General features: G+C 39.2%; 21 protein-coding genes and 1 tRNA gene. 15 read left to right on the forward strand and 7 right to left on the reverse strand.

All coding sequences use genetic code 11. From position 1 onward, the window contains the following. Positions 1–41: 41 nt before the first annotated feature. The gene (gene leuB, locus IGI38_RS01775) at positions 42–1094 is read right to left on the reverse strand and encodes a 3-isopropylmalate dehydrogenase (protein WP_438725964.1); all 1053 of its coding nucleotides are present in this window, start codon (positions 1092–1094) and stop codon (positions 42–44) included. A 532-nt stretch (positions 1095–1626) separates the two neighbouring features. Then, entirely contained in the window at positions 1627–3141 is a 1515-nt protein-coding gene (locus IGI38_RS01780; RefSeq protein ID WP_438725966.1) for a 2-isopropylmalate synthase, read from the reverse strand. 596 nt (positions 3142–3737) lie between these two features. Between IGI38_RS01780 and IGI38_RS01785 the strand changes: the two genes are divergently transcribed. Further along, complete coding sequence (locus IGI38_RS01785) at positions 3738–5399, forward strand: peptide ABC transporter substrate-binding protein (protein WP_438725968.1); 1662 nt, start codon at positions 3738–3740, stop codon at positions 5397–5399. A 149-nt stretch (positions 5400–5548) separates the two neighbouring features. Here the strand turns inward: IGI38_RS01785 and IGI38_RS01790 are convergent, their stop codons facing one another. After that, positions 5549–5893, reverse strand: a complete 345-nt coding sequence (locus IGI38_RS01790; protein WP_438725970.1) for a DUF3899 domain-containing protein — start codon at positions 5891–5893, stop codon at positions 5549–5551. A gap of 162 nt (positions 5894–6055) precedes the next feature. Here IGI38_RS01790 and opp3b point away from each other — a divergent pair, with 162 nt between their 5' ends. From opp3b to IGI38_RS01810, 4 genes are read left to right on the forward strand one after another with little or no spacing between them, the layout of a single operon-like run. Then, positions 6056–6997, forward strand: coding sequence for an oligopeptide ABC transporter permease (opp3b, locus tag IGI38_RS01795; protein WP_438725972.1), 942 nt, complete (start codon positions 6056–6058; stop codon positions 6995–6997). Next, positions 6997–8031 (forward strand): oligopeptide ABC transporter permease, encoded by a 1035-nt coding sequence (gene opp3C, locus IGI38_RS01800; protein WP_438725974.1) that lies wholly within the window; start codon positions 6997–6999, stop codon positions 8029–8031. The genes opp3b and opp3C overlap by 1 nt, the downstream gene beginning before the upstream one ends. A 6-nt stretch (positions 8032–8037) precedes the next feature. Then, on the forward strand, positions 8038–9084 hold the full coding sequence (locus tag IGI38_RS01805; protein WP_438725976.1) for an ABC transporter ATP-binding protein: 1047 nt from the start codon (positions 8038–8040) through the stop codon (positions 9082–9084). Positions 9085–9111: 27 nt separating this feature from the next. Continuing rightward, positions 9112–10065: an ABC transporter ATP-binding protein gene (locus tag IGI38_RS01810; RefSeq protein ID WP_438725978.1), complete on the forward strand. Its 954-nt coding sequence runs from the start codon at positions 9112–9114 to the stop codon at positions 10063–10065. A gap of 80 nt (positions 10066–10145) precedes the next feature. On the opposite strand, the gene IGI38_RS01815 is transcribed toward IGI38_RS01810, so the two are convergent. Both IGI38_RS01815 and IGI38_RS01820 read right to left on the reverse strand, forming a co-directional pair. Then, positions 10146–11276, reverse strand: a complete 1131-nt coding sequence (locus IGI38_RS01815) for an LPXTG cell wall anchor domain-containing protein (protein ID WP_438730236.1) — start codon at positions 11274–11276, stop codon at positions 10146–10148. 257 nt (positions 11277–11533) lie between these two features. After that, positions 11534–11606, reverse strand: a tRNA-Lys gene (locus IGI38_RS01820). 159 nt (positions 11607–11765) lie between these two features. On the opposite strand from IGI38_RS01820, the gene IGI38_RS01825 reads away from it, so the two are divergent. From IGI38_RS01825 to IGI38_RS01855, 7 genes are all read left to right on the forward strand, one after another. After that, complete coding sequence (locus IGI38_RS01825) at positions 11766–12314, forward strand: DUF1836 domain-containing protein (protein WP_438730239.1); 549 nt, start codon at positions 11766–11768, stop codon at positions 12312–12314. Further along, positions 12304–13161, forward strand: a complete 858-nt coding sequence (locus IGI38_RS01830) for a DegV family protein (RefSeq protein WP_438725980.1) — start codon at positions 12304–12306, stop codon at positions 13159–13161. Before IGI38_RS01825 ends, IGI38_RS01830 begins: the two co-directional genes overlap by 11 nt. Positions 13162–13398: 237 nt before the next feature. Then, positions 13399–14103 (forward strand): response regulator YycF, encoded by a 705-nt coding sequence (gene yycF, locus IGI38_RS01835; protein ID WP_010740621.1) that lies wholly within the window; start codon positions 13399–13401, stop codon positions 14101–14103. A gap of 2 nt (positions 14104–14105) precedes the next feature. Continuing rightward, entirely contained in the window at positions 14106–15935 is a 1830-nt protein-coding gene (walK, locus tag IGI38_RS01840; protein WP_438725982.1) for a cell wall metabolism sensor histidine kinase WalK, read from the forward strand. After that, positions 15932–17245, forward strand: a complete 1314-nt coding sequence (locus IGI38_RS01845; protein WP_438725984.1) for a YycH family regulatory protein — start codon at positions 15932–15934, stop codon at positions 17243–17245. Before walK ends, IGI38_RS01845 begins: the two co-directional genes overlap by 4 nt. After that, a complete protein-coding gene (locus IGI38_RS01850; RefSeq protein ID WP_438725986.1) occupies positions 17246–18091 on the forward strand; it encodes a two-component system regulatory protein YycI in 846 nt (281 codons plus the stop codon). Positions 18092–18139: 48 nt separating this feature from the next. Continuing rightward, positions 18140–18949 carry an MBL fold metallo-hydrolase gene (locus IGI38_RS01855; protein ID WP_438725988.1) on the forward strand — a complete coding sequence of 270 codons (810 nt, stop codon included), beginning with the start codon at positions 18140–18142 and terminating at the stop codon, positions 18947–18949. Positions 18950–19094: 145 nt separating this feature from the next. Here IGI38_RS01855 and IGI38_RS01860 read toward each other — a convergent pair whose 3' ends face one another. Next, positions 19095–19715 carry an NAD(P)-dependent oxidoreductase gene (locus tag IGI38_RS01860; protein ID WP_438725990.1) on the reverse strand — a complete coding sequence of 207 codons (621 nt, stop codon included), beginning with the start codon at positions 19713–19715 and terminating at the stop codon, positions 19095–19097. A 78-nt stretch (positions 19716–19793) separates the two neighbouring features. After that, a complete protein-coding gene (locus IGI38_RS01865; protein ID WP_438725992.1) occupies positions 19794–20435 on the reverse strand; it encodes a lysostaphin resistance A-like protein in 642 nt (213 codons plus the stop codon). A 198-nt stretch (positions 20436–20633) separates the two neighbouring features. Between IGI38_RS01865 and groES the strand changes: the two genes are divergently transcribed. The 3 genes from groES to IGI38_RS01880 all read left to right on the forward strand — a co-directional run bounded on the left by groES (position 20634) and on the right by IGI38_RS01880 (position 24135). Then, complete coding sequence (groES, locus tag IGI38_RS01870) at positions 20634–20918, forward strand: co-chaperone GroES (RefSeq protein WP_438725994.1); 285 nt, start codon at positions 20634–20636, stop codon at positions 20916–20918. A 22-nt stretch (positions 20919–20940) separates the two neighbouring features. After that, positions 20941–22569, forward strand: a complete 1629-nt coding sequence (gene groL, locus IGI38_RS01875; RefSeq protein WP_438725996.1) for a chaperonin GroEL — start codon at positions 20941–20943, stop codon at positions 22567–22569. A 162-nt stretch (positions 22570–22731) separates the two neighbouring features. Further along, complete coding sequence (locus IGI38_RS01880) at positions 22732–24135, forward strand: IS1182 family transposase (protein ID WP_438725998.1); 1404 nt, start codon at positions 22732–22734, stop codon at positions 24133–24135. Positions 24136–24192: the final 57 nt, after the last annotated feature.

The raw sequence follows: 24192 nt of genomic DNA on the forward strand, positions 1-24192 counted from the left end.
ATTTAACTAACTATTTCTAAGCATATACGTAATTTACTTCATTAATAGAAAGAACTTGCCAATTCCTGAATCACAGCATCTGTAAATTCAACCGTGGAGGCTTTTCCACCTAAGTCGTGAGTGAACATTCCTTTGGCGAGAATTGTATCGCAGGCTTTTTCAATGGCTTGCGCCGCTTGTTCTTCTTGAAAGGACTGGCGTAACATCATTGCTACAGATAAAATCATTGAGATTGGATTGGCGATGCCTCTACCAGCAATATCTGGAGCAGATCCGTGGATCGGTTCATATAGTGAAGGTCCGCCATCGCTATGACTAGCACTAGGCAGTACACCTAATGAACCAGGCAATACAGAAGCTTCATCGCTCAAAATATCACCGAAGAGATTCTCCGTTACGATCACATCAAAAGCTTTCGGGTTTTGGATCAGTTTCATTGCTGCTGAGTCAACATATTGATGTTCCAGTTGGCAATCCGGGTAGTTCTTTGCGACTTCTTCCGCTGTTGCTCGCCATAGCTTGCTGGAAGCCAACACATTCGCCTTGTCTACAGACGTGACTTTTTTAGTCCGCCCTTGAGCAATTTTAAAGGCTGAATGTACAATGCGTTCGATCTCGCTTTTTTGATAGCGGGCAGTATCGTAGGCCATTGTTTCTTTTAACTCACGAGGCTCCCCGAAATAAATGCCGCTGCTTAACTCCCTTACGATAATCAAATCGGTTCCTTCTAAAATTTCTGGTTTTAGCGGTGAAAGATGAAGTAAAGCGGAAGACACAGAGACCGGACGGATATTCGCAAATAATTCCAAGGACTTTCGTAAGGCCAATAGTCCTTTTTCAGGCGTGTCTTCCATTTTTTCCCATTTCGGTCCGCCAATAGCGCCTAATAGGATCGCATCCGCTGCCTGACAAGCCGCTAATGTCTCATCAGGCAGGGGAGATCCAGTTTCATCAATACCAACACCGCCAAAGGGTAATTTTTCAAGTTCAAAAGTGTTACTGCATTTTTTTTCTACGGCGGCCAATACCTTTAGGCCGCTATCCATAATCTCAGGTCCAATACCGTCACCGGCTAAAACAACAATTTTATTCATGTGCATGCTCCTATCTCGTATAAAAGTATTCATTTTTCTGAAAACCGAAAAATGAATTTTGTTCTCGCCACGTATACTATTCAACTAAGTAGAGTGACTAGAATTTAGCTGTTAATAATTAATTGAATCAAACGCTAGAGGCAACTGCAAAAGTTGAACTAGCATCCTATCTCGTATAAAAGTATTCATTTTTCTGAAAACCGAAAAATGAATTTTGTTCTCGCCACGTATACTATTCAACTAAGTAGAGTGACTAGAATTTAGCTGTTAATAATTAATTGAATCAAACGCTAGAGGCAACTGCAAAAGTTGAACTAGCATCCTATCTCGTATAAAAGTATTCATTTTTCTGAAAACCGAAAAATGAATTTTGTTCTCGCCACGTATACTATTCAACTAAGTAGAGTGACTAGAATTTAGCTGTTAATAATTAATTGAATCAAACGCTAGAGGCAACTGCAAAAAGTTGAACTAGCATTCTATCTCGTATAAAAGTATTCTTTTTTCCTACTATATTAATAGAATGATTTGGTTAACAACTTTGTTTCAAATGATTACTTGCTTGGACATAAGCTTTGGCTGATGCTTGTAAAACATCGAAGTCCACGCCAATCCCGCGAAATTCGTTTTTCGTTTTTTCATCCAGTAGTGTGACGCGTACTTCTGCTTGAGCATCTTCACCACCCGTTAATGCTTGAATTTCATAATCTGTTAACTCAGGATTTTGTTGGAACAATTCATCGATCGTATTGTAAATCGCTTGAATGCTTCCTGAACCGATTCGAGAGGCTACTTTTGTTTCGTTTTCCTCATCAATAATTGAAACGATTGCTCCTTGATAACCATTAGAGCTGTATTGAACTTGCACCTCTGCCAATTTGTATTTCTCTGTTTCTTCTCTATATTGATCAGCAAGTAAAGCCACTAAGTCTTTGTCGGTAATTTGCTTTTTCTTATCGGCTAAAGCTTTGAATCGTTTGAATGCTTCCTTGCTATCGGTGTCATTCAATTGATAACCGAGTTCTTCCAATTTGGCATTGAATGCATGACGCCCCGATAATTTTCCTAGTGGAAGAGAATTTTGATTGACGCCTACCAGTGTCGGTGTGATGATTTCGTATGTTTCAGGATTTTTCAGTACACCGTCTTGATGGATACCGGATTCATGAGCGTAGGCATTGTCACCGACGATCGCCTTGTTCTTTGGAACTGGAATACCGGAAAGACGAGAAACCAATTCACTGGTTCGTTTTGTTTCATTTAATACGATATTGGATTCGCATTGATAAAAGTCCTTGCGAATCGCCAGTGCCAATGCAACTTCTTCTAATGCTGTATTGCCTGCACGTTCACCAATTCCATTGATGGCGCCTTCTACACGATTTGCTCCGTTTTCAATTGCCGCCAAAGCATTGGCGGTTGCCATACCCAAATCATCGTGGCAATGAGAAGAAAAGGTGATTTCTTGGTCACTTTGAATATTTTCAATCAACGTTTTGAAGATCTGACCGTATTCTGTTGGGTTTGAATAGCCGACAGTATCAGGGACATTGATAATCGTAGCACCGGCATCAATCGCTGTTTGGACGGCTTCTAATAGGAAGCCTTTTTCTGTACGTGACGCATCTTCTGGTGAGAATTGGACTTTTTCAAATAGGCTGCGTGCATATCCAACGTGCTCTTTAATAGAAGCAAGAACTTCTTCTCTACTCATTTTTAGCTTGTATTGCATATGAACATCACTGGTAGCTAGGAAAACATGGATCTGAGGATTAGCAGCCTCCTTTAACGCTTCATAAGCCCGATCGATATCTTTTTTCTGACAACGAGCCAATCCAGTGACTGTCATTGTCTTCACTTGACGGGCAATATTTTGGACTGCTTCGAAGTCGCCAGGTGAAGCGATAGGAAATCCGGCCTCGATGACATCAACTCCCCATTTTTCTAATTGAAGCGCGATCTGAATTTTTTCTTTGGTATTAAAATTTACTCCTGGTGTTTGCTCACCATCTCTTAATGTGGTGTCGAAGAATTGAATCTTTCTCATTTTTGCTCCTCCTTCATTTAAAAACGGGTATAAAAAAAGCACCCCATCGGAAAAGAACCATTTTCTTCTCCGATGCAATGCGAATAGGGACTTCATGAAATGAATTTCAGAAAGTCCCAGCTATAATAATAAAGTTGCGTTGAAAGACATATTTGATTTCATCATGGCAACCACCCGTTTATTGTCAGAATTTTTTAAAAATTGTTGTAATCATCGTATAAAAAAAGGAAAGGATTGTCAATACGATTATGAAAAAAAGATGAGAAATTTTTCTAATAAATTTCTCTAGTTATAAATAAATATCGAATGAAAGAGGGGAAGTGGAATTTTAGAAAGGGTTTCCTACCTATTATAAAGAAACGAGGATATCTACCATAGAGATGTCACAAAAACAAAAAAATCTTCTGTTTTTGTTAGAATAAAAAAATATTTTTAGGATAATTGTTGAATCTACAAGTTTTCTTAGGTTTTTTTCAAGAAAGTAAAAGAATGATTAGAGCATATGTGTTGATTTATTAAAAATTAATGATTAAACTACTCGACATATTCAGAACTTCGTAATTATTCTGAAAATTGAATCAAAAGGGGAAAAAGATATGAGGAACAAATTAGCTTATGGGGTCATCGCGGTTTGCGGACTCGCTTTGGCGGGATGTTACGGCGGCAGCAGCGCTACAACTGATGAGAGCAGTTCAAGTGCAAAGGCAAAAGACAATGGCACATTCAATTTAGTGGTCCAACAGGAAATGCCCACAGCCGACCTATCTGTAGCAACCGACACAATTAGTTTTACTGCGTTAAATAATGTTTATGAAGGAATCTATCGTCTAGACAAAGACAACAAACCGCAACCAGCGGGTGCTAGTGAAAAAGTCAAAGTCAGTGATGACGGTAAGACCTATACTGTGAAATTAAGAGAAGATGCAAAGTGGTCGAATGGTGATCCAGTCACAGCTAAAGATTATGTCTTTGGATGGCAACGTACGGTTAAACCAGAGACGGCCTCAGAATATGCCTATCTTTTCGAACCTGTTGAAAACGCTGCTGATATTTCAGCTGGGAAGAAAGCACCAGATGAATTAGGAATCAAAGCAGTCAATGATCATGAATTAGAAATTAAATTATCGAAACCAACACCGTATTTTGATTACTTGTTGGCATTCCCGTCATTCTTCCCGCAAAATCAAAAAGTTGTGGAAGCAAACGGAAAAGAATATGCAACTAAAAGCGACAAGGCTGTTTATAATGGGCCATTCACATTAGAAGGCTTTGACGGACCGGGTACCGACACTGAATGGGAGTACAAGAAAAATGATACTTACTGGGATAAAGACGAAGTCAAATTGTCTAAGGTTAAAGTCAACGTTGTAAAAGAATCTTCAACTTCTTTGAACCTATTTAAAGATGGTGAAGCAGACGATGTGATCCTGTCGGGTGAATTGGCACAGCAAAATGCAAATGACCCTGCATACAAATCGTTCAAAGAAGCTCGTACTAGTTATCTTGAATACAATCAACGAAAAGCTGATTCACCTTGGAAAAATGAGAACTTGCGTAAGGCCGTTTCATACGCCATTAATCGCAAATCGCTAGTTAACCAAGTACTAGGCGATGGTTCTGTCGTATCGACTGGGTTAGTGCCGTCAGGTATGTCAAAAAATCCTAAGACGGATGAGGACTTTGCGAAAGAAGCAGGGAACTTAGCTCCTTATGATAAAGCGAAAGCAAAAGAATATTGGGACAAGGCGAAGAAAGAATTGAAAATTGACTCACTTTCATTTGAGTTGATGGCATCGGATACAGATTCATCGAAGAAAGTTATTGAATATATGCAAAGTGCTTTAGAAGAAACTTTACCAGGAATCACTGTGAAACCAACTCCAGTACCATTCTCTGTTCGTTTAGACCGTTCAAATGCCGGCGACTTTGATGTTCTGCTTGGTGGTTGGGGAGCTGACTATGCGGATCCATCCAGCTTCACTGATTTGTTCGTAACAGGAAACTCATATAACCGCGGTCGTTGGAGCAATGAGGAATACGACAAAGCTGTTGATGCATCTGGTAATAAAGATGCCAGTGACGAAGAAGCTCGTTGGGATGATTTGCAAAAAGCAAATGAAATCATCTCTAAAGAATCCGGTGTCGCACCACTTTATCAATTATCTGAAGCACATTTAGTTAACGAAAAGGTTAAAGGCATCGTTCACCATCCTGCCGGCGCTTCTTGGGATTATAAATGGGCGTATGTAGAGAAATAGAGTGACTGCTAACTCACAAGTAAGATAAGAATTTTTCTGACGAATAAAAATTCTATGGATTTCTAAAGCACCTTTTCACATCATCATGCTGCAAAAGGCGAGACTGACAAAATAAAAGAAGTTGGAACGTTATTCGTTCCAACTTCCTTTTAAATCATTGTTAGTAAAGCACAGATGATCGAAGCACCGATTAGCATGGCTGCAATGATCATCCAAAAAGAATAACGGCCTTGTCCAACTTGTGAGAGTGACTGAAATTCTGATTTTTTCTTTTGATTTCTGCTAAATGCTTGATGCATCGAATGCTGAAAGTGATCAAAGAAGCCTGAAGAAAAAATCCATAGCAGGATACCAATGATCAAAAATGGTAATCCAGTTAAGAAAAATCGGTTGGATAAAGTCAGTAGCGCAAGTGAATCTTTAATGCTTGAGTAGATCACGATGATCGCTAACAAACTACCGCCGATTCCGATGGGAAATAATTTATTTTTCATACATACACTCCAATAATTAATGACTGACGCTATCTAGATAAAAATTTATCCGAGATGCATTTCTACTCTAAACCATAACAAAACTAGAAGTCAAAATTTAAGAGCGGTTCACAAAACTCATTTTGAAAAAAATAAATATCGAAACGAATTAGGAGGCACCTCATGGGCAGTTATTTGAAATATTTTTTTAAGCGTGTCTTTTTCATGGTGGTTACCTTATGGCTGATTGCAACAATTACATTCTTCTTGATGCAATTACTGCCAGGAACACCTTATACCAATCAAGAACGTCTAAGTCCTGAAACGATTGCGATGCTGAATAAGCAAGTTGGCTTAGATAAACCAGTAATTGTTCAATACGGAATTTATTTATCGAACCTCGTACAGGGAAACTTCGGAATTTCTTTCCAATTCAAAAATCAAGCAGTAGCTTCATTACTAGCCGGACGAATCGGTCCATCGTTGCAATTGGGGTTGCAAGCGATTATCTTTGGAACCTTTATTGGGATTGTCTTAGGAACGATCTCCGCCATGAAACAAAACTCATGGGCGGACACGACGTCAACCTTAGTAGCAATCTTAGGACGTTCTATTCCTAACTTTGTTTTTGCCGTACTACTGCAATATATTTTTGCGATGAAATTACGAATCTTGCCGATCGCAAAATGGGAAGGTTTTGCTTATACGATTTTACCAACTCTGGCATTAGCGATGTCGCCGCTGGCCGATTCAGCTCGTTTCATTCGAACTGAAATGGTAGAGGTTCTCCATAGTGACTATGTCGAACTGGCTCGGGCGAAAGGCTTGAGTCGATGGGAGATCGCCTTCAGACATGGATTGCGAAATAGTTTGATCCCATTGATGACATTGCTTGGGCCTTTGGCAGTCGCATTGATGACCGGTTCACTTGTAGTGGAGAATATCTTCGCAATTCCTGGTATCGGAGAACAATTCGTAAAATCAATTATGACGAATGATTATCCAACGATTATGGCAGTAACAATCCTTTATTCATTTATGCTGGTCTTTGTCATTTTAGTCGTTGATCTGCTTTACGGATTGGTCGATCCGCGTATCCGGTTATCAGAAGGGAGCAAAAGTTAATGGAGATGAAATATCCTTCAATTGTTGATATTCCTGCTGATGAATTTCAACCCTTGCAAAAAAATACCGAAGAGGAACGTGAGGAGATTGCGGCCCCCTCGCTGAATTTTTTGCAAGACTCATGGCGTCGACTAAAGAAAAATAAAGCGGCGGTCATTTCGATGGTTTTACTCGCTGTAATTATTTTGATCTCGATTGTGACGATCTTTGTTTCACCGCAAGACCCAAGTAAACAAAATGTTGATTACATTAATTTGCCGCCGCGCGTTCCGGGCTTGAACATTGATGGGCTGAATGGGAAAACGATGGTCGCTGGTGAATTAGTTGATAAGTACGCACAGGCAGATGTTCCTAGTAATGTGAATTATCTATTGGGAACGGATGGTTTGGGCCGCGATGTCTTAAGTCGTTTGTTTATGGGAACGCGAATTTCACTATTAATTGCGTTTATCGCTGCTTTATTCGATATCACGATCGGTGTCGCTTACGGATTGATCTCAGGGATGTTAGGCGGAAGAGTAGATAATGCAATGCAGCGTTTCTTAGAGATTCTTTCTGGAATTCCTAATTTAGTTGTTATGATTTTAATGCTCGTTGTTTTTGAACCCGGGATTTTCTCAATCGTAGCTGCTATGGCTATTACTAACTGGATACCGATGGCGCGGATTGTCCGAGCCCAGACCCTCAAGCTGAAGGATCAAGAATATGTTTTAGCTGGGATGACTCTGGGAGAATCAAAATGGAAGATCGCCTTTAAGCATATCATTCCGAATATATCCAGTGTGATTATTATTCAAATGATGTTCAGTATCCCAACCGCGATTTTCTTTGAAGCTTTCTTGAGTTTCATCGGTTTAGGGTTAACGCCGCCAGCGGCATCATTAGGTACTTTATTGAATGACGGTTATAAAACATTCTTATACTTGCCATACTTATTATGGATTCCAGCGGTCACTATTTCGCTGATTATGATTTGTTTCAATCTGTTAGCGGATGGTCTACGTGACGCATTCGATCCGAAAATGAAAGAGTGACGATTTATGGAAAAAATTTTAGAAGTTAATAATTTGACTATTTCATTCGACACCTATGCTGGAAAAGTTCGAGCGATTCGGGGTGTAGATTTTGATTTAAATAAAGGGGAAACTCTAGCAATTGTAGGAGAATCTGGCAGTGGGAAATCTGTTACTACTCGTACAATTATGCGTTTACTTTCCAGCAATGCGAATATTGATGAGGGGCAAATTTTGTTCAAAGGACAAAACATTGTCGATAAATCAGAAAAAGAGATGCAAAAGATTCGCGGTCGAGAAATTGCGATGATTTTCCAAGACCCGATGACCTCCCTAGATCCAACCATGACAATTGGAAAACAAGTCGCGGAATCCTTACGCAAGCATAAGAAAGTTTCAAAAAAAGAAAGTCTGCAGGAAGCTTTAGATTTGTTGAACCTAGTAGGTATCCCTGATGCTGAAAAACGGTTGAAAAATTATCCGCACCAATTTTCAGGTGGACAACGTCAACGGATTGTAATCGCGATTGCCTTGATCTGTAATCCAGAAATATTGATTGCAGACGAACCGACGACTGCACTTGATGTAACGATCCAGGCGCAAATCTTGGAATTGCTGAAGGAAATCCAAGAGAAAATCGAAACGTCGATCATTTTCATCACTCATGACCTCGGTGTCGTTGCCAATGTCGCGGATCGGGTAGCTGTAATGTATGCAGGTAAAATCATCGAAGTAGGTACTGCTGAGGAAATATTCTATAATCCACAACATCCATACACCTGGGGACTACTTGGTTCGATGCCCACTTTAGAAAGTGAAGACGATCGTTTATATGCGATTCCAGGTTCACCTCCGGATTTATTAGATCCACCAAAGGGCGATGCCTTTTATCCGCGGAACGAGTTCGCGTTAAAAATTGATGCAGAAATGGAGCCGCCTTTCTTTGAGCTTTCGAATACCCATAAAGCAGCAACCTGGTTACTTGCACCACAAGCACCGGCAGTCAATCCTCCAGCTGAGATTCAACGACGTTGGGATATTTTTCGCAAGAAACAAAACCAATATTCCGCTTAATTTTTAGCGATGAACGGGAGGTCTACAATGGAAAAACGATTATTAGAGGTCAATAATTTAAAACAATATTTTAATACCGGTAGTAAAAATGAAGTCCGTGCAGTGAATGATGTCAGTTTCCATATTAACGAAGGGGAAACTTTCGGTTTGGTGGGAGAATCCGGCAGCGGCAAATCAACGACTGGTCGGACAATCATTCGTTTGAATCAACAAACAGATGGAGAAATTCTATTCGATGGAAAAGATGTTGCTAAGATTCATGGGAAAGCGGCATTGACTGAATTTCGTCGGGATGTTCAAATGATTTTCCAAGATCCGTATGCGTCATTAAATCCGCGAATGAAAGTAAAAGAGATTATCGCAGAAGGTATTGATGTCAATGGTCTAGCCAAAACACCCAAAGAACGAGATAAGATCGTGAATGACTTGTTAGAAACGGTTGGGTTGAATCCCAGCCACGGTACACGCTATCCCCACGAGTTTTCTGGCGGACAACGTCAGCGAATCGGAATTGCTCGTGCGTTAGCTGTTCGTCCGCGCTTTATTATCTGTGATGAACCGATTTCTGCCTTGGATGTATCAATTCAGGCTCAAGTTGTGAATCTGCTGCAAGATTTGCAAAAAGAACATAACTTAACCTATCTATTCATTGCCCATGATCTTTCGATGGTGAAGCATATCAGTGATCGTATTGGGGTTATGAATAATGGGCATCTATTAGAAGTTGGAACAAGTGATGAAATTTATCATTATGGTGTGCATCCTTATACTGAAAGTTTGCTTTCGGCGATTCCGATGCCCGATCCTGATCATGAACGTCAGCGTCGTCGAATCAAATATCAAACTGAACCTCATGATGGGAAAGCTCGATCATTGCGAGAAATCGCATCAGGTCACTACATTTATTCTTCTGAAGATGAGGTCGCTTATTATAAGAAGAAGCTACAGCATTTGAAAAGCGAAAAAGCCATGGCGGTTTAACATAGTATTATACAAAAAGATCCAAAACAGATTTTTCTGTTTTGGATCTTTTTAGTGAGAGAGAGTCATAGAGTCGTTTTTTAAGAACGAATACGTTTCTTCAAAATCACAAAGCCTGAGATAAAGAATAATAGGGTACCTAAGATTGTCAAAGACAGTGTATTTTGTTCGCCAGTTTTAGGATATTCTTTTTGAGCTGTTTGTATTTGAGCATCGTTAGTTTTTACACTTGTAGTATTCGGAATAGAAGAAACATTACTGATTATGGGTTTAGTCGTTGTCGCTAGATTTTGAATTGGCGGAACTGGCTTAGGCCCATTATCAATCGGTCCGTTTCCTTTTTGCGAAGAATATAGCCAATGAACGAGACCAGAGAACAGTCCATTCGCTACACTCAATTGATCCTCTGCGCCGCTAAGATGATTCAAAATGTGCAGCATTTCTTCATTTGTAAAATGGCGCAGCGGCAAGAATCCAGTCTGATTTGAATAGAGGATTCGCAGGTAAGCCTGTAATTGATCAACGTTCTGGGCTAATTCAGCAGTTGTCGAGTAATCATTAGGATTAAAGGCTAAAGCTTTTTCAGCATCTGCCCAAGAAATTGTTTGATCCTTGTAAACCATTCGTAGAACGGAGACATAGCTTCCGAAATCCATACCAGTAATGTCGAAATTGTAGCGTGCAAATAATTTTAAGGCATTCATTAATTCTTGATCGGTATAACCATTCAGTTCTGTTTTGTCGATGCCATAGTTCGCACTTATCAGATTTTTACGAATGTCTTCAGCTGACCATTCACTAAGGATCTGTTTTTCTAAATCTGAAGAGGATTGCGTTGCTTTCACGGGAATTTCTGTTTTTTTAGCTTCTTGTTGAGAAGAAGCTGCTGTTGATTTTTTTTCAGCTTTTTCTGAAGTCGTAGTTGATTCTTCAGTTTTTTTAGTCATTGTTTCCTTTTTCGCTAATTCATTAGAGGTTGAAGTCTCTTCGGTAGCTGTTGTCCCGGTCCCGCTTTCAACGATCACTTCATCTGAGCTTTTGGTATCATTCAGGACGGGTTCTTGACTTTCATCTGCAATTTGATCGGGAACAGAACTGCTTTCTACTACTTGTTCTTGACTAGGAGGGGTCATTTCATTAGGAACACTTTCAGACGTATCAGCAAACGTAACAAGGGGGAAGCACAATACCAGCAAACTAAAAACTACCATTTTTTTCACAATAATCACTCCTTAATATTTCTGTAACACAATTGTAACATAAGAAATATTTTTGTAAACTAATAAAGTGAAAAAAAGAAAAAAAGTTTTAAAGAGGAAGCTAGAGGAGTTTAGGGAATTAATTAAGTAGTCTTTTCTACAGTAGCAGCACTAAGATCACTTAAACGCAAAAAAAGTCACCACGTACATTCTTTTCTAAACTACCGAAGTAGCCAAGAATGCACTGGTGACGTGGGTTTGGCACCCAATGGGCCGTGAGGGGCTCGAACCCGCGACCCGCTGATTAAGAGTCAGCTGCTCTACCAACTGAGCTAACGGCCCAAACAAAGTACTTTCATATGTTAGCACTGAGAAAATGAAAAAGCAAGAATAAACTAAAAAAATTTAACTAAAAAGCGCTTCAATTATCTAGTTTTTGGAACTATATTGTATAATTATCGTAATTTTGATAAACTATCGATGAAAGGAGTGCAGATAATGATGGAAGAGACGAAGCTCAGAGCTTGGGCAGAAGATTTGAAAGAGTTACGTTTGCCTCGTTGGGAAGAATTACCTGAATTAGAATTGTATATGGATCAAGTCATTACTCTTGTTGACCGCTACTTGTCTCCATTGATGGAAGATGAGAAGCATCAACTCTTATCTAGTGCCATGGTCAATAATTACGTTAAACATAAATTAGTACCGCCGCCAGTCAAAAAAAGATACAATCGCAATCATTTAGCGTATTTGATTGCAATCACCTTATTGAAGCAAGTATTTGCGATTCCAGATATCAACGAGTTGATTCGCATGCAGCTGGCGATCAACCAACCTAAGGATGCGTATAATAGTTTTTGCAAGGTGCAAGAAGAGGCACTGCTGCAAATAGCAAAAATCGTTTTAGGCGAAGAAGTTAGTTTAACTCGCAGCAGTAAGGATTTTTACTATTTAGCAATGGAAGGTGCCGTTGCTTCATTTACACAAAAAATGTTAGCTGAAAAAATCATTCAATTGGACAAAGAGAAAGAAGGCGAAAATGATGAGTGAAAAAATTGCAGTTTTAGTTGATTCTGGGACGGATGTTCCAAAGGAAGTCATCGATAATGGCCCATTTTTTATGGTACCGTTACGGATCATTTTTAGTGACCGTGAATATAGAGATGGGATTGATATCAGTTCGGATAACATTTTTCCATTGATCAAAAAGGAATTGCCGACAACTTCTTTACCTGACGGAGAGCTGATTCATAAAGTTTTCGATGATATCAAGGCTCAAGGGTACACACATGTGATCATTGTGACGATTTCTAGCGGGTTGAGTGGAACTTATAATGCATTACGAGTGCTTGGTGAGCATTACGAAGGATTGACATTTCAATCAATCGATACGAAAAACGTTGGGATCGGCGCAGGGATTTTAGCGATTTATGCAGGCGATTTAGTTAAACAAGGAAAATCATTTACGGAAATTATCGCAGACGTTGAGGATAAAATTCCAAAAACAAAAATATTTTTCAATGTCGATACCTTGGAATATCTACAAAAAGGCGGAAGAATCGGTCTAGTTTCTTCATTGTTAGGTAGTGCGTTGAAGTTGAAACCAATTATTTCGTGTAATTCTGATGGGATTTATTATACTGTTGCAAAGGTAAGAGGATTGAATAAAAGTATTGATAAGACCATTCAGTTAGTGAAGGAACATGTCGGTAACCATAAACGATTCAACTTAGCGGTTACTCAGGCAGATGCGTTGGAAACGGCAGAAAAAGTCCGTCAACGGTTACAGGAAATATTTCCAACAGCAGAGAATATTTACTTCGGAAAGGTTTCACCGGCGTTGTCCGTACATACGGGCCCAGGTTCGCTGGGTGTAGTTTGCCAAGTATTAGATTAATGCGCCTGAAAGAGTCCAATGAACGATTTATCATATGTGATGAGAACCGAGAGTACTAAAAAATAGCTATACAAAATGAACTGGGAGACGGGCCAAATGCTTGTCTCTTTTTTAATTTTTTTCTTAAGTAATACTTGTAAAAATTTGTCGCCTGTTTGAAAAGATGAAACAGTATTGAAATTATTGTATAATGGTAAGGCGTACATACAATCCTATAAAGGTATGAGGTGACTCTTAGTGAAAAAAATTCTAGTAGTTGACGATGAAAAACCGATTTCGGACATCGTGAAATTCAATTTAACCAAAGAAGGCTACGAAGTCTTTACTGCTTATGATGGTGAAGAAGCTTTAGAAAAGGTCGAAGAGGTCAATCCAGATTTGATTTTATTAGATTTGATGTTGCCTAAAAAAGACGGTTTAGAAGTGGCTCGTGAAGTACGCAAGACCCATGAAATGCCGATCATTATGGTTACGGCTAAAGATTCTGAAATCGATAAAGTTCTAGGCTTAGAGCTGGGCGCGGATGACTATGTGACCAAACCATTTTCTAATCGGGAATTGGTCGCTCGTGTAAAAGCCAATTTGCGTCGAGGCGGACAAGCGCCGAAAGAAGAAGAACAAACAACGCAAAGTGATTTGACGATCGGTGACCTAACGATCCATCCTGATGCTTATATGGTAACTAAACATGGGGATACGATTGAATTGACACATCGTGAATTTGAATTGCTGCATTATTTAGCAAAACATATTGGACAAGTGATGACTCGTGAGCATCTGTTGCAAACGGTCTGGGGCTATGATTATTTTGGCGATGTTCGAACAGTTGATGTGACTGTGCGGCGTTTACGTGAAAAAATCGAAGATAACCCTAGTCATCCAACCTATTTAGTAACTAGACGTGGTGTAGGTTATTATCTACGCAACCCTGAACAGGAGTAAGTATGGAAAAGAAAGTCCGTTTTTATCGATCAGTCAACTTCAAGATTGCTTTTTCATTTATTTTGATTTTACTGATTTCGATCGAGATCATCGGTGCTTACTTTATTAGAGGACTTGAAAAATCAACAATCGATAACTTTACCAAGGATATGAATCAGCGGGTGTCCCTTTTGAGTACGACATTAGGTGCTACAATGGCTGAGGATAGCGACAATGAGGCGGATCAGCTTCAACGCATTCTTGAAAACAATACTGCAGCAGATATTAGTGAGATGTGGGTTGTTGATGATAAAGGGATCGTCGTAGCGACCAACGATGTTGGACAAAAAGATTCAATTGTTGGAAAGAAAAATGAGTATAGCGATATTGATGATTTTTCGATGAAGCAATATGTAACATTGGATGATAATAATAAACGGGTATATATCAATGTCCAACCCATTCAGTCCCCGACCGGCGATTCGGCTGTGATCGGGGCTCTTTATGTTAAAAGTGACATTGAACAAAAATATACCGAAATTAGCAACACCGCGTTGATTTTCTTTACGGCATCTCTAATCGCGGGTTTAATCTCGATTGTTGTTGCTTTACTCGTGGCACGATCAATCACAAAGCCGATCAAAGAAATGCAGAAACAAGCGGTGCGAATTGCTCAGGGGGATTATTCTGAAAAAGTTGACGTTCAAGGACATGACGAATTGAGTCAATTAGCAGAAACCTTCAATAAACTATCTGACCGTGTTGAAGATGCACAAGACACGATGGAAGCAGAGCGTAATCGTTTAGACAGCGTCTTGACTCATATGACAGATGGTGTCATCGCGACAGATCGACGTGGGAAAGTTATAACAATTAATGAGATGGCGTTATCTTTATTGGACACCACTAATGAAGAGGCGATCGGTCAATCGATTTTAACGTTACTTGAACTAGAAGAAGAATATACACTACGGAAATTATTAGAAACACCGGAAGAGATTTTGATTAATCGTCCAAAACCTGACTCTGATGAAGGAAGTATGACGCTACGTTCAGATTTCGCTATGATTCGCCGTGAATCTGGCTTTATCAGTGGGCTAGTTGTCGTATTGCATGATGTTACGGAACAAGAAAAAACAGCGGAAGAACGTCGCCAGTTTGTTTCGAATGTCTCTCATGAATTACGTACGCCGTTAACTAGTGTACGCAGCTATTTAGAAGCATTAGAAGAAGGTGCTTGGCAAGATAAAGCAGTAGCACCAGAATTTATTCATGTGACTTTAGGAGAGACAGATCGTATGATTCGTATGATCAATGATCTATTGAATCTTTCTCGTATGGATTCGGGTGCTCAACAAATGGATCTTGAACTTGTGAACTTTAATGAGCTTGTTGATTATATCTTAGATCGTTTTGATATGATGGTGAATAGCCAAGAGAAAAACTACCGAATTGTTCGTGAGTTCACGGAAAGAGATTTGTGGGTAGAGATTGATACTGATAAAATCATGCAAGTGATTGACAATGTCATGAATAACGCGATTAAATATTCTCCTGATGGCGGGAAAATTGAAGTTCATTTAATCGAGACACATAATAATGTGGTCTTGAGTATCGCTGATGAAGGTTTGGGTATTCCGAAGAAAGATTTAGAAAAAGTATTTGAACGTTTTTACCGTGTAGATAAGGCGCGGGCACGTCAACAAGGTGGAACAGGGCTTGGATTGGCAATTTCCAAAGAAGTCATGAAAGCCCATCAAGGCCAAATTTGGGTTGAAAGTGTTGAAGGGAAAGGTTCTACTTTCTATATCTCTTTACCTTATGAACCCTATGAGGAGGACATTTGGGAATGAAAATATCAGAAAAAATCATTCGTGTCGCCCTTTTGGCTCTGATTTTGCTTAGTCTCATCTTAACTTATGCAATCTGGTTAAGCCCTACTTCAAAAACGGCAGAGGTCAATACCAGTAAGCAAGCGGTGAAAAACGATCAGAATTACGCGAAAGCAACAGATGCCTTTTTACCGATCCGCGGTATTTGGGATTTGGCAGATGGGAAATTTCAAACAAGCAGTGAGAATTTATTGGCTACTACACAAGCTCGCTTGACGGAAAGTACCTTTGGGCAACTTCAAGAAGTTGCGCAAGGGGAGGAAGAAATTAAACCCTATTATGAATTGGATAATGGGATTGAATTGAATTATGAAGGTGGCTTCTCTTTGACTGAGTATATCAAGGTTTTTGACATGCCAATCAATTTGAATTCCTTAAAAGAGGCGGAGTCCATCAATTTTTCAAAAATTCAAGTTGATTTTTCTAAGAAAAAGATCCGTTTTTTGAATTACAACAAAGATACTGTTTACGAAGCGACAATGTCGGGAGATTTTTCTGGTCTAGAAACTATCTATCAAAAAAATCAAAGCAAGTATCTGCCGATGTCTGATGAGAATCCTTTGATTCCCCGCTTGTTGCGGACGAAGGAACGAGTCCGGCTAAAAAAATACAGCTATATTTTAACAACTCAATCTTACTCTCTTTTCCGCAACGCCTTCTTCCAAAATCCTGATCAAGCAAAAGGCGAGGAAGAAGAGGATGGTGCTCGCTCGTTTGCCAGTGGTCATGAAGAACTTATAATGGATGAACAAAAACGTTCAGTCACTTTTACCGGTGAATTGTCAGAAGATTTGGCGAAGGAAAGCGTCTATAGTCAAAGCTTCAACTATGTTAGCCGATTAGGCACAGCTGTTGGAAATTTACGCTATTTTGATCATCATGATGGACAAATAAATTATCGAATATTTGTCGAAGGCTACCCGATTTTTAGCCAGTCGTCAAAAGGTAAAATGAGTGTGAAAGTGGAGCATACGCCGAACACCGCAACTCCACAGATCAAAATTGAGACGAGTATGGATACTGTCCAAGTACCAATTCCCTCTGATGAAGAGGTTGAGTTGCCAAGTACTTTAGAGATTGAGGATAATTTGGCGGCAGTCGGAATAGATCTGGATAAAATTCAGAGCTTTATTATTGGCTATACTTGGCAAGATATTGATGGTGTAAATAAATTAGTTGCCTTAACTCCAGAGTGGTTTGTCAAATATGACAATACTTGGTATTCTGCTACTCAACTAATGCAGGGAAACCTAGAAATGGAGGCGAGCTAATTGGATTTTAGAAAAATCGAATGGATCTTCTTTCTCGTCTTCGTCGGGTTAAACATCTTTCTTTTTAGTATCTACTGGAACAATCAGCATGAGCAAAGTCTCGTTACAAATTCGAATCAGCGTGAAGACATTTTACAGCGTTTAGAGAATGATGAAATTAAAGTCAATGATGATGTTACTGATGAACATCAAGAAGGCTATTATCTAAGTGCTGAACAAGATACCTTTAGTTCATTGATCGATGAAGCTGCAAATTCACCGATTGTTGGAATGTGGAATGTTTCTGATAAGGTTTTGACGAATACTCCAAGTGGAGATACAGAATTTGATCTAAAAAAGACAACTAGCAGCTTTAATCGTCTTATGAAAGATAAGAGATTTATTGTAGACGGTGAGGAATATACTTATTTGCCAGATATCTCTAAGAAAGATGATGATTTGGGAAAAATCGTCGGAGCACAAACTTATGAGGGAATTCCTTTTATTGATGAAACTTCACGTGTGACTCTAGATATTGAAACGAATGATGACCAAGAGCGAGTTTCCAAATACACCCAAACTCGTTTGAAAGAAATTGAGCCACTACGTGAAAAAATGACTCTCTATTCCGAAAAAGAAATCTTGAATACGTTGTATATCAATAATAATATTCCTAGCAAATCGACGATTACTAATGTTTACCTAGGCTATTTTCGTACACTTGAAGTGCGTGAAAAAAATGTTTATGTGCCGGTCTGGTTTGTGAAGATAAAAACCTCAGACAAAACAACGCAAATTGAAAAGGTCAATGCCTTGAACAACCAAGTGATTACGAATAATTTAGTTCCAAAGGTGGAAAATCCATAAAAAGGGTTGTATACTGAGGACAGTTTTAAAAGAGAGGACCAATTGCTCATGTTAGAAATGAATAATGCCTTCAATATCAGCATTTTAGCTAGCGGAAGTACAGGGAATTCGTTGTACTTAGAGAGTCCGCAAAAACGAATCTTGATCGATGCTGGGTTGAGTGGAAAAAAAATCACTTCGCTGCTAGCAGAGGTCGATCGAAAACCTGATGATTTAGATGCGATTTTAGTTACCCACGAACACCGCGACCATATCCATGGCGTCGGAGTTCTTGCGCGAAAATATAAGCTGCCTGTTTATGCCAACGAAAAAACTTGGGAAGCGATGGCTCCTTTAATCGGAAAAGTTGATGTGGAGCAGAAGCATATTTTTGAAATGGGAAAGGTCTTAACTTTTGGTGATTTAGATATTGAAAGTTTTGGAGTCTCCCATGATGCGGCGGCACCGCAATTCTATCGCTTTTACAAAGATGGTCATTCTTTCGTGATGTTGACAGATACAGGTTATGCAAGCGAACACGTGCGAGGAACGATTCGAGATGCTGATGCCTACTTAGTTGAAAGTAATCATGACTTGGAAATGCTTCGGATGGGGGCGTACCCTTGGAGCTTGAAACAGCGAATCTTAGGCGACCGTGGCCATCTATCAAATGACGATGGTGCATTAGTCATGACAGATATTCTTGGAGATCGAACGAAACGTATTTATTTGGGGCACTTGAGTAGAGAGAATAATATGAAAGAGTTGGCCCATATGACAATGGAAGAAACATTAACCCGTTATGATCTCGGGGTGAACCATCAGTTTCAAATTTTTGATACCGATCCGGATAGTGCAACTGAATTATTTGCAATTTAAAAATGACAAGTCTGCTTTTTTGCAGGCTTGTCATTTTTCATTTTTTAACATGAACGAGCGGTGTTTTGTAAGGCAGATACTAGAAGAGTCGTTTCATTTCGTAATTTAAAAAGGAGTGCTTATTCTAAAGCAATGGCAGAATACTTTAGCTATAGACACTAAAATGTTGATTCAAGTGTCGCGGTTCGATAACTTCATCAATTAAAGCAATCGCATAATCTGCCATGCTAATCTCGCTTTTTCCTTTCGCATTCTTTTGCAGTTGGTCATCGCTTAGTTTGTAGTGGCCGGTACGTTTACCATCTGGCACAAAATTTGCGGCCGGACTTAAGTAGGTCCAGTTTAATTGCTGAGCTGCTTTCAATTCTAGAAATGCTTGATACATGTTATAAGCGGTTGGATAGTAGACAGCTTTCGGATCGGATAGATCAATCATGCGATGATCTTTATCAATAAATAAAGACGAGGCGCCTCCGACGATGATCAAGCGAGTGTCGGTACCATGCAAAATAGTGCTGAGATGTTTTAAAGAAGTTTTATGCAATTCTTCTTGTCCAACTGGAGGACGAAAAGCATCGATCACTACGTCAAAAAAATCCACATCATTTTTTGTAAGCTCAAATAAATCTTTGACTAGAATCGGTACCTTTACTTTAAGTTTTTCTGGGTGACGAACAATTGCTGTGACAGCTAAATTACGATTCAATGCTTCTTCTAAAATCAATGAGCCGGCGTTTCCGGTGGCACCAATAATAGCTACTTTCATTAAAAAACCTCCTTAGACTATTCTTACTTATAGTCTAAGGAGGTTTTTATAAAATAGCAAAAGATTCGTGTTAGCTTTTTAAGACTGAAGTGCTAATTGTGTAAGTATCACTAGGAGATTCATGCCAACATGAGTAATCATGGAGGTCCAAATACGTCCGCTATAACGATACATTCCACAGAATAAGAAACCAAGGCCAGCGTACAATAAATAATGTCCGTCGTTATGAGCGAAGGCAAAAAGTACGGAACTTAAAAGCGCAGGCAGGAAGAACCCGAATCTTTTTTCTAATGAACCAAAGATCGCCCGCCGAAAAACAAATTCTTCCATGATCGGTCCAGCAATCGTCGTTGCTAAAATAAAAATCATATTGTTCATGATTAACTGGACAATATTTTGCGTATTTTGTGAAGTAACAGATTGACCTAATAAGCGTTGCTCAATTTGTAAAATAACCATCTGCAGCAATAAAGATGCCGGAATGCCAACAACGCCAATCAAAATAGTGATCAGAAAGTTTTTCTGCCGTTTTTCTAATCCGAAGATCTGAGATTTGAAACGATAAAAAATCATTAATACAGCACCAAGAAAATACGCCAGCGTTGTTAGTTGAATAATTTGTGATTGATCAGCTTGGAAGAGGCGTAGAAAGACAATTGGTGAGAACAGAACTATTCCATAAGTAAAGATTGTAATAAAGCTATATTTTTTTTCGCTCATTATTTTTCCTTCCTAAACATTTATTGTCCCCAAGTATAACATATCTTACTTAAAAACTTAGTGAAAGAAAAATTCAAAAAAGCAATCGAAGGACTTGCAAAAAGAAACAAAAATGGTATGATAAGAATTGTGAGTTAGCACTCTATAACTAAGAGTGCTAACGACTTGAAAATTCATTACTAGTTGGAGGGATTTATTGTGTTAAAACCATTAGGTGATCGTGTCATTCTTGAAGTAACTCAAGAAGAAGAAAAAACAGTTGGAGGGCTAGTCTTAGCTTCTGCTGCCAAAGAGAAACCCCAAACAGCGAAAATTGTGGCTGTTGGTGAAGGCAATGTGTTGGAAAACGGTCAAAAAAGTCCAATGCCAGTAGCTGTTGGTGATACGGTAATGTTTGAAAAATATGCTGGTACAGAAGTGAAATATGAAGGCAGTGAATATTTGATTATCGCTGCAAAAGATATTATGGCAATCGTTGAATAAAAAATAATGAGGTGAAAGAATTATGGCAAAAGATATTAAATTTTCTGAAGATGCACGTGCGGCAATGCTCCGCGGTGTGGACAAATTAGCTGATACTGTAAAAGTAACATTAGGACCAAAAGGACGTAATGTTGTTTTAGAAAAATCTTATGGTTCTCCATTGATTACAAATGACGGTGTTACGATCGCAAAAGACATCGAATTAGATGATCATTTCGAAAATATGGGAGCAAAGCTTGTTTCTGAAGTAGCTTCTAAAACAAATGATATTGCTGGAGATGGTACAACAACTGCGACAGTTCTTACTCAAGCAATTGTTCGCGAAGGGTTGAAGAATGTAACTGCTGGCGCAAACCCAATGGGTATTCGTCGCGGGATTGAACTAGCGACAAAAACTGCTGTAGAAGAACTACACAGTATTTCTAAAGTTGTCGATTCTAAAGATGCGATTGCGCAAGTAGCTGCTGTTTCTTCTGGCAGTGAAGAAGTCGGTAAATTAATCGCTGAAGCAATGGAAAAAGTTGGCAACGATGGAGTTATCACAATTGAAGAATCAAAAGGGATCGACACTGAATTAGACGTAGTCGAAGGGATGCAATTCGATCGCGGCTATTTATCTCAATACATGGTAACGGATAATGACAAAATGGAAGCTGCTTTAGAAAATCCATATATCTTGATTACTGACAAGAAAATTTCTAATATTCAAGATATCTTGCCATTGTTAGAACAAGTCTTGCAGCAATCTCGTTCATTGCTGATCATCGCTGATGATGTAGACGGTGAAGCATTACCAACGCTAGTTTTAAACAAAATCCGTGGAACATTCAATGTTGTAGCTGTTAAGGCTCCTGGTTTTGGTGATCGTCGCAAAGCAATGCTTGAAGATATCGCTGTCTTAACTGGCGCTACTGTAATCACAGAAGATCTTGGTTTAGATCTTAAAGAAGCAACGATCGAAAACTTAGGTACTGCTGGAAAAGTTGTTGTAGATAAAGACAACACTACGATTGTTGAGGGTGCTGGCGACAAAGCAGCTTTAACTGACCGTGTTGAAATGATCAAACGCCAAATTGGTGAAACAACTTCTGATTTTGACCGCGAGAAATTACAAGAACGTTTAGCCAAACTTGCTGGTGGAGTGGCTGTAGTTAAAGTAGGTGCAGCTACTGAAACAGAATTGAAAGAATTGAAATTACGCATTGAAGATGCTTTGAATTCAACACGCGCTGCTGTTGAAGAAGGGATCGTTTCTGGTGGTGGTACAGCATTAGTAAACGTGATCAAGAAAGTTTCTGAGTTAGATGCTGAAGGCGACGTGGCTACAGGGATCAAGATCGTCGTACGTGCATTAGAAGAGCCTGTTCGTCAAATTGCAGAAAATGCTGGTTTTGAAGGTTCAGTTGTCATTGATAAGCTAAAAAATGCAGATCATGGTACTGGTTTCAATGCAGCATCTGGCGAATATGTAAACATGATTGATGCAGGAATCGTTGACCCAACTAAAGTAACTCGTTCAGCTTTACAAAATGCAGCATCTGTTTCTGCATTACTATTAACAACTGAAGCAGTAGTTGCTGATAAGCCTGTTGAAGGTGGAGCTGCGGCAGCACCTGCAATGGATCCATCAATGATGGGCGGCATGATGTAATATAGAAGAATTTTCTATACTACTTGCGAAACAATTTAAGTTTGAGGACCGTGATTTAATATCACGGTCCTCAGACTGTAGACAAAGTCCACTTTATGGATGCTGTCTACAGTCTTTTCTTTTATAATAGATTTATGAAACCGAATACAAGGAGTGGTATTTATGATGTCTAAAAAAAATACGAACGGCAGAAATCAATTCGCGATGCTCACGATTGATGACCTGGTCCCTCAAGACCACCTCGTTCGAAAGATTGACGCCTCGCTTGATTTTGAATTTATTTATCCAATCGTCGAAGCCACTTACTCCGATTTAGGTAGGCCAAGTATTGATCCGGTGATTCTGATCAAATTAGTGTTTATCCAATATTTATTCGGCATCCGTTCCATGCGACAAACCATCAAGGAAGTCGACACCAATGTCGCTTATCGCTGGTTTTTAGGTTATTCTTTCGAAGAGAAAATCCCCCATTTTTCAACCTTTGGAAAAAATTACGTACGCCGGTTTAGAGAAACGACACTGTTTGAGGATATTTTTGCTTATATTTTGGAACAAGCAATTAAAGCCGGTTTTGTAACAGAAGATAATTTGTATCTTGATTCGACTCACATCAAAGCCAATGCCAATAAACATAGGTTTACGAAAGAAATGACGCATGATGAAGCGAAAGCCTATCAGGATGAACTAGAAGATGAAATCAATCGCCAACGAATCGAAGCCGGAAAACGCCCTTTTACTTTGGACTTAGAAAAGGAAGTGAAGCTGAAAGAAAGAAAAATAAGTAAGGCTGACCCGGAAAGCGGCTACTACGTCAAAGGCGAACGAGAAAAACAATTTGCTTATTCTGCCCATACCTCATGCGACGACAACGGATTTGTTCTCAGCACAATCGTGACTCCAGGAAATATTCATGACAGTCAAGTCGCGTTTCAACTCGTCAAACAATCGAAGAGACTTTTTCCAGAAATCAAACGAGTGGTTGCGGATGCCGGCTATAAGACACCAAAGTTTGTTCACTTTTTGACTCATTTGAACCTTCGGCCTTGTTTGCCTTATTCAAGGTCCAAAGGGAAAAAGGACCTGTTATTAAAAAATAAGTTTCTCTACGACGAGTATTTTGATTGTTATATTTGTCCGCAGGATCAAATGCTCAATTTTTCAACGGTTACTCGAGAAGGCTACCGAGAATACAAATCTAATCCAAAAGAATGTGTCCACTGTCCTTTACTAAAACAATGTACCAAAAGTAAGAATCATCAACGAGTCATCACAAGACATGTTTGGGGAGCTTTGATGGATGAGATAGAGCATCTTCGTCTGACAGACTTGAATAAAGCCATTTACAGAAAACGAAAAGAAACGATTGAACGAATATTTGCGGATGCAAAAGAAAAGCATGGAATGCGTTGGACCAAGTATCGAGGCTTGGAAAAAGTTGCGACGCATACGATGCTAGTGTTTGCTGCAATGAATTTAAAGAAATTGGCCACTTGGTTATGGAAAGGCAAAGAGCCTTTATTTTTTTGTTCTGAATTTCGTAAGAAATCAGATAAAAAGACGGCCTAAACTCAAATCAAGAGTTTGGGACGTCTTTTGTCTACAGTCTGAGGACCGTGATTTAAT

This window comes from Enterococcus sp. AZ128 (genome assembly GCF_051714485.1).
GTDB lineage: Bacteria > Bacillota > Bacilli > Lactobacillales > Enterococcaceae > Enterococcus_A.

Coding starts and splice junctions, on each gene's coding strand:
- IGI38_RS01790 (WP_438725970.1), bottom strand. CDS start 5,893: ATGAAAAATAAATTATTTCCCATCGGAATCGGCGGTAGTTTGTTAGCG.
- IGI38_RS01825 (WP_438730239.1), top strand. CDS start 11,766: ATGGAAGAGACGAAGCTCAGAGCTTGGGCAGAAGATTTGAAAGAGTTA.
- IGI38_RS01780 (WP_438725966.1), bottom strand. CDS start 3,141: ATGAGAAAGATTCAATTCTTCGACACCACATTAAGAGATGGTGAGCAA.
- IGI38_RS01810 (WP_438725978.1), top strand. CDS start 9,112: ATGGAAAAACGATTATTAGAGGTCAATAATTTAAAACAATATTTTAAT.
- IGI38_RS01785 (WP_438725968.1), top strand. CDS start 3,738: ATGAGGAACAAATTAGCTTATGGGGTCATCGCGGTTTGCGGACTCGCT.
- walK (WP_438725982.1), top strand. CDS start 14,106: ATGGAAAAGAAAGTCCGTTTTTATCGATCAGTCAACTTCAAGATTGCT.
- IGI38_RS01845 (WP_438725984.1), top strand. CDS start 15,932: ATGAAAATATCAGAAAAAATCATTCGTGTCGCCCTTTTGGCTCTGATT.
- IGI38_RS01860 (WP_438725990.1), bottom strand. CDS start 19,715: ATGAAAGTAGCTATTATTGGTGCCACCGGAAACGCCGGCTCATTGATT.
- IGI38_RS01855 (WP_438725988.1), top strand. CDS start 18,140: ATGTTAGAAATGAATAATGCCTTCAATATCAGCATTTTAGCTAGCGGA.
- groL (WP_438725996.1), top strand. CDS start 20,941: ATGGCAAAAGATATTAAATTTTCTGAAGATGCACGTGCGGCAATGCTC.
- opp3b (WP_438725972.1), top strand. CDS start 6,056: ATGGGCAGTTATTTGAAATATTTTTTTAAGCGTGTCTTTTTCATGGTG.
- IGI38_RS01815 (WP_438730236.1), bottom strand. CDS start 11,276: ATGGTAGTTTTTAGTTTGCTGGTATTGTGCTTCCCCCTTGTTACGTTT.
- opp3C (WP_438725974.1), top strand. CDS start 6,997: ATGGAGATGAAATATCCTTCAATTGTTGATATTCCTGCTGATGAATTT.
- leuB (WP_438725964.1), bottom strand. CDS start 1,094: ATGAATAAAATTGTTGTTTTAGCCGGTGACGGTATTGGACCTGAGATT.
- IGI38_RS01805 (WP_438725976.1), top strand. CDS start 8,038: ATGGAAAAAATTTTAGAAGTTAATAATTTGACTATTTCATTCGACACC.
- IGI38_RS01865 (WP_438725992.1), bottom strand. CDS start 20,435: ATGAGCGAAAAAAAATATAGCTTTATTACAATCTTTACTTATGGAATA.
- IGI38_RS01880 (WP_438725998.1), top strand. CDS start 22,732: ATGATGTCTAAAAAAAATACGAACGGCAGAAATCAATTCGCGATGCTC.
- IGI38_RS01830 (WP_438725980.1), top strand. CDS start 12,304: ATGATGAGTGAAAAAATTGCAGTTTTAGTTGATTCTGGGACGGATGTT.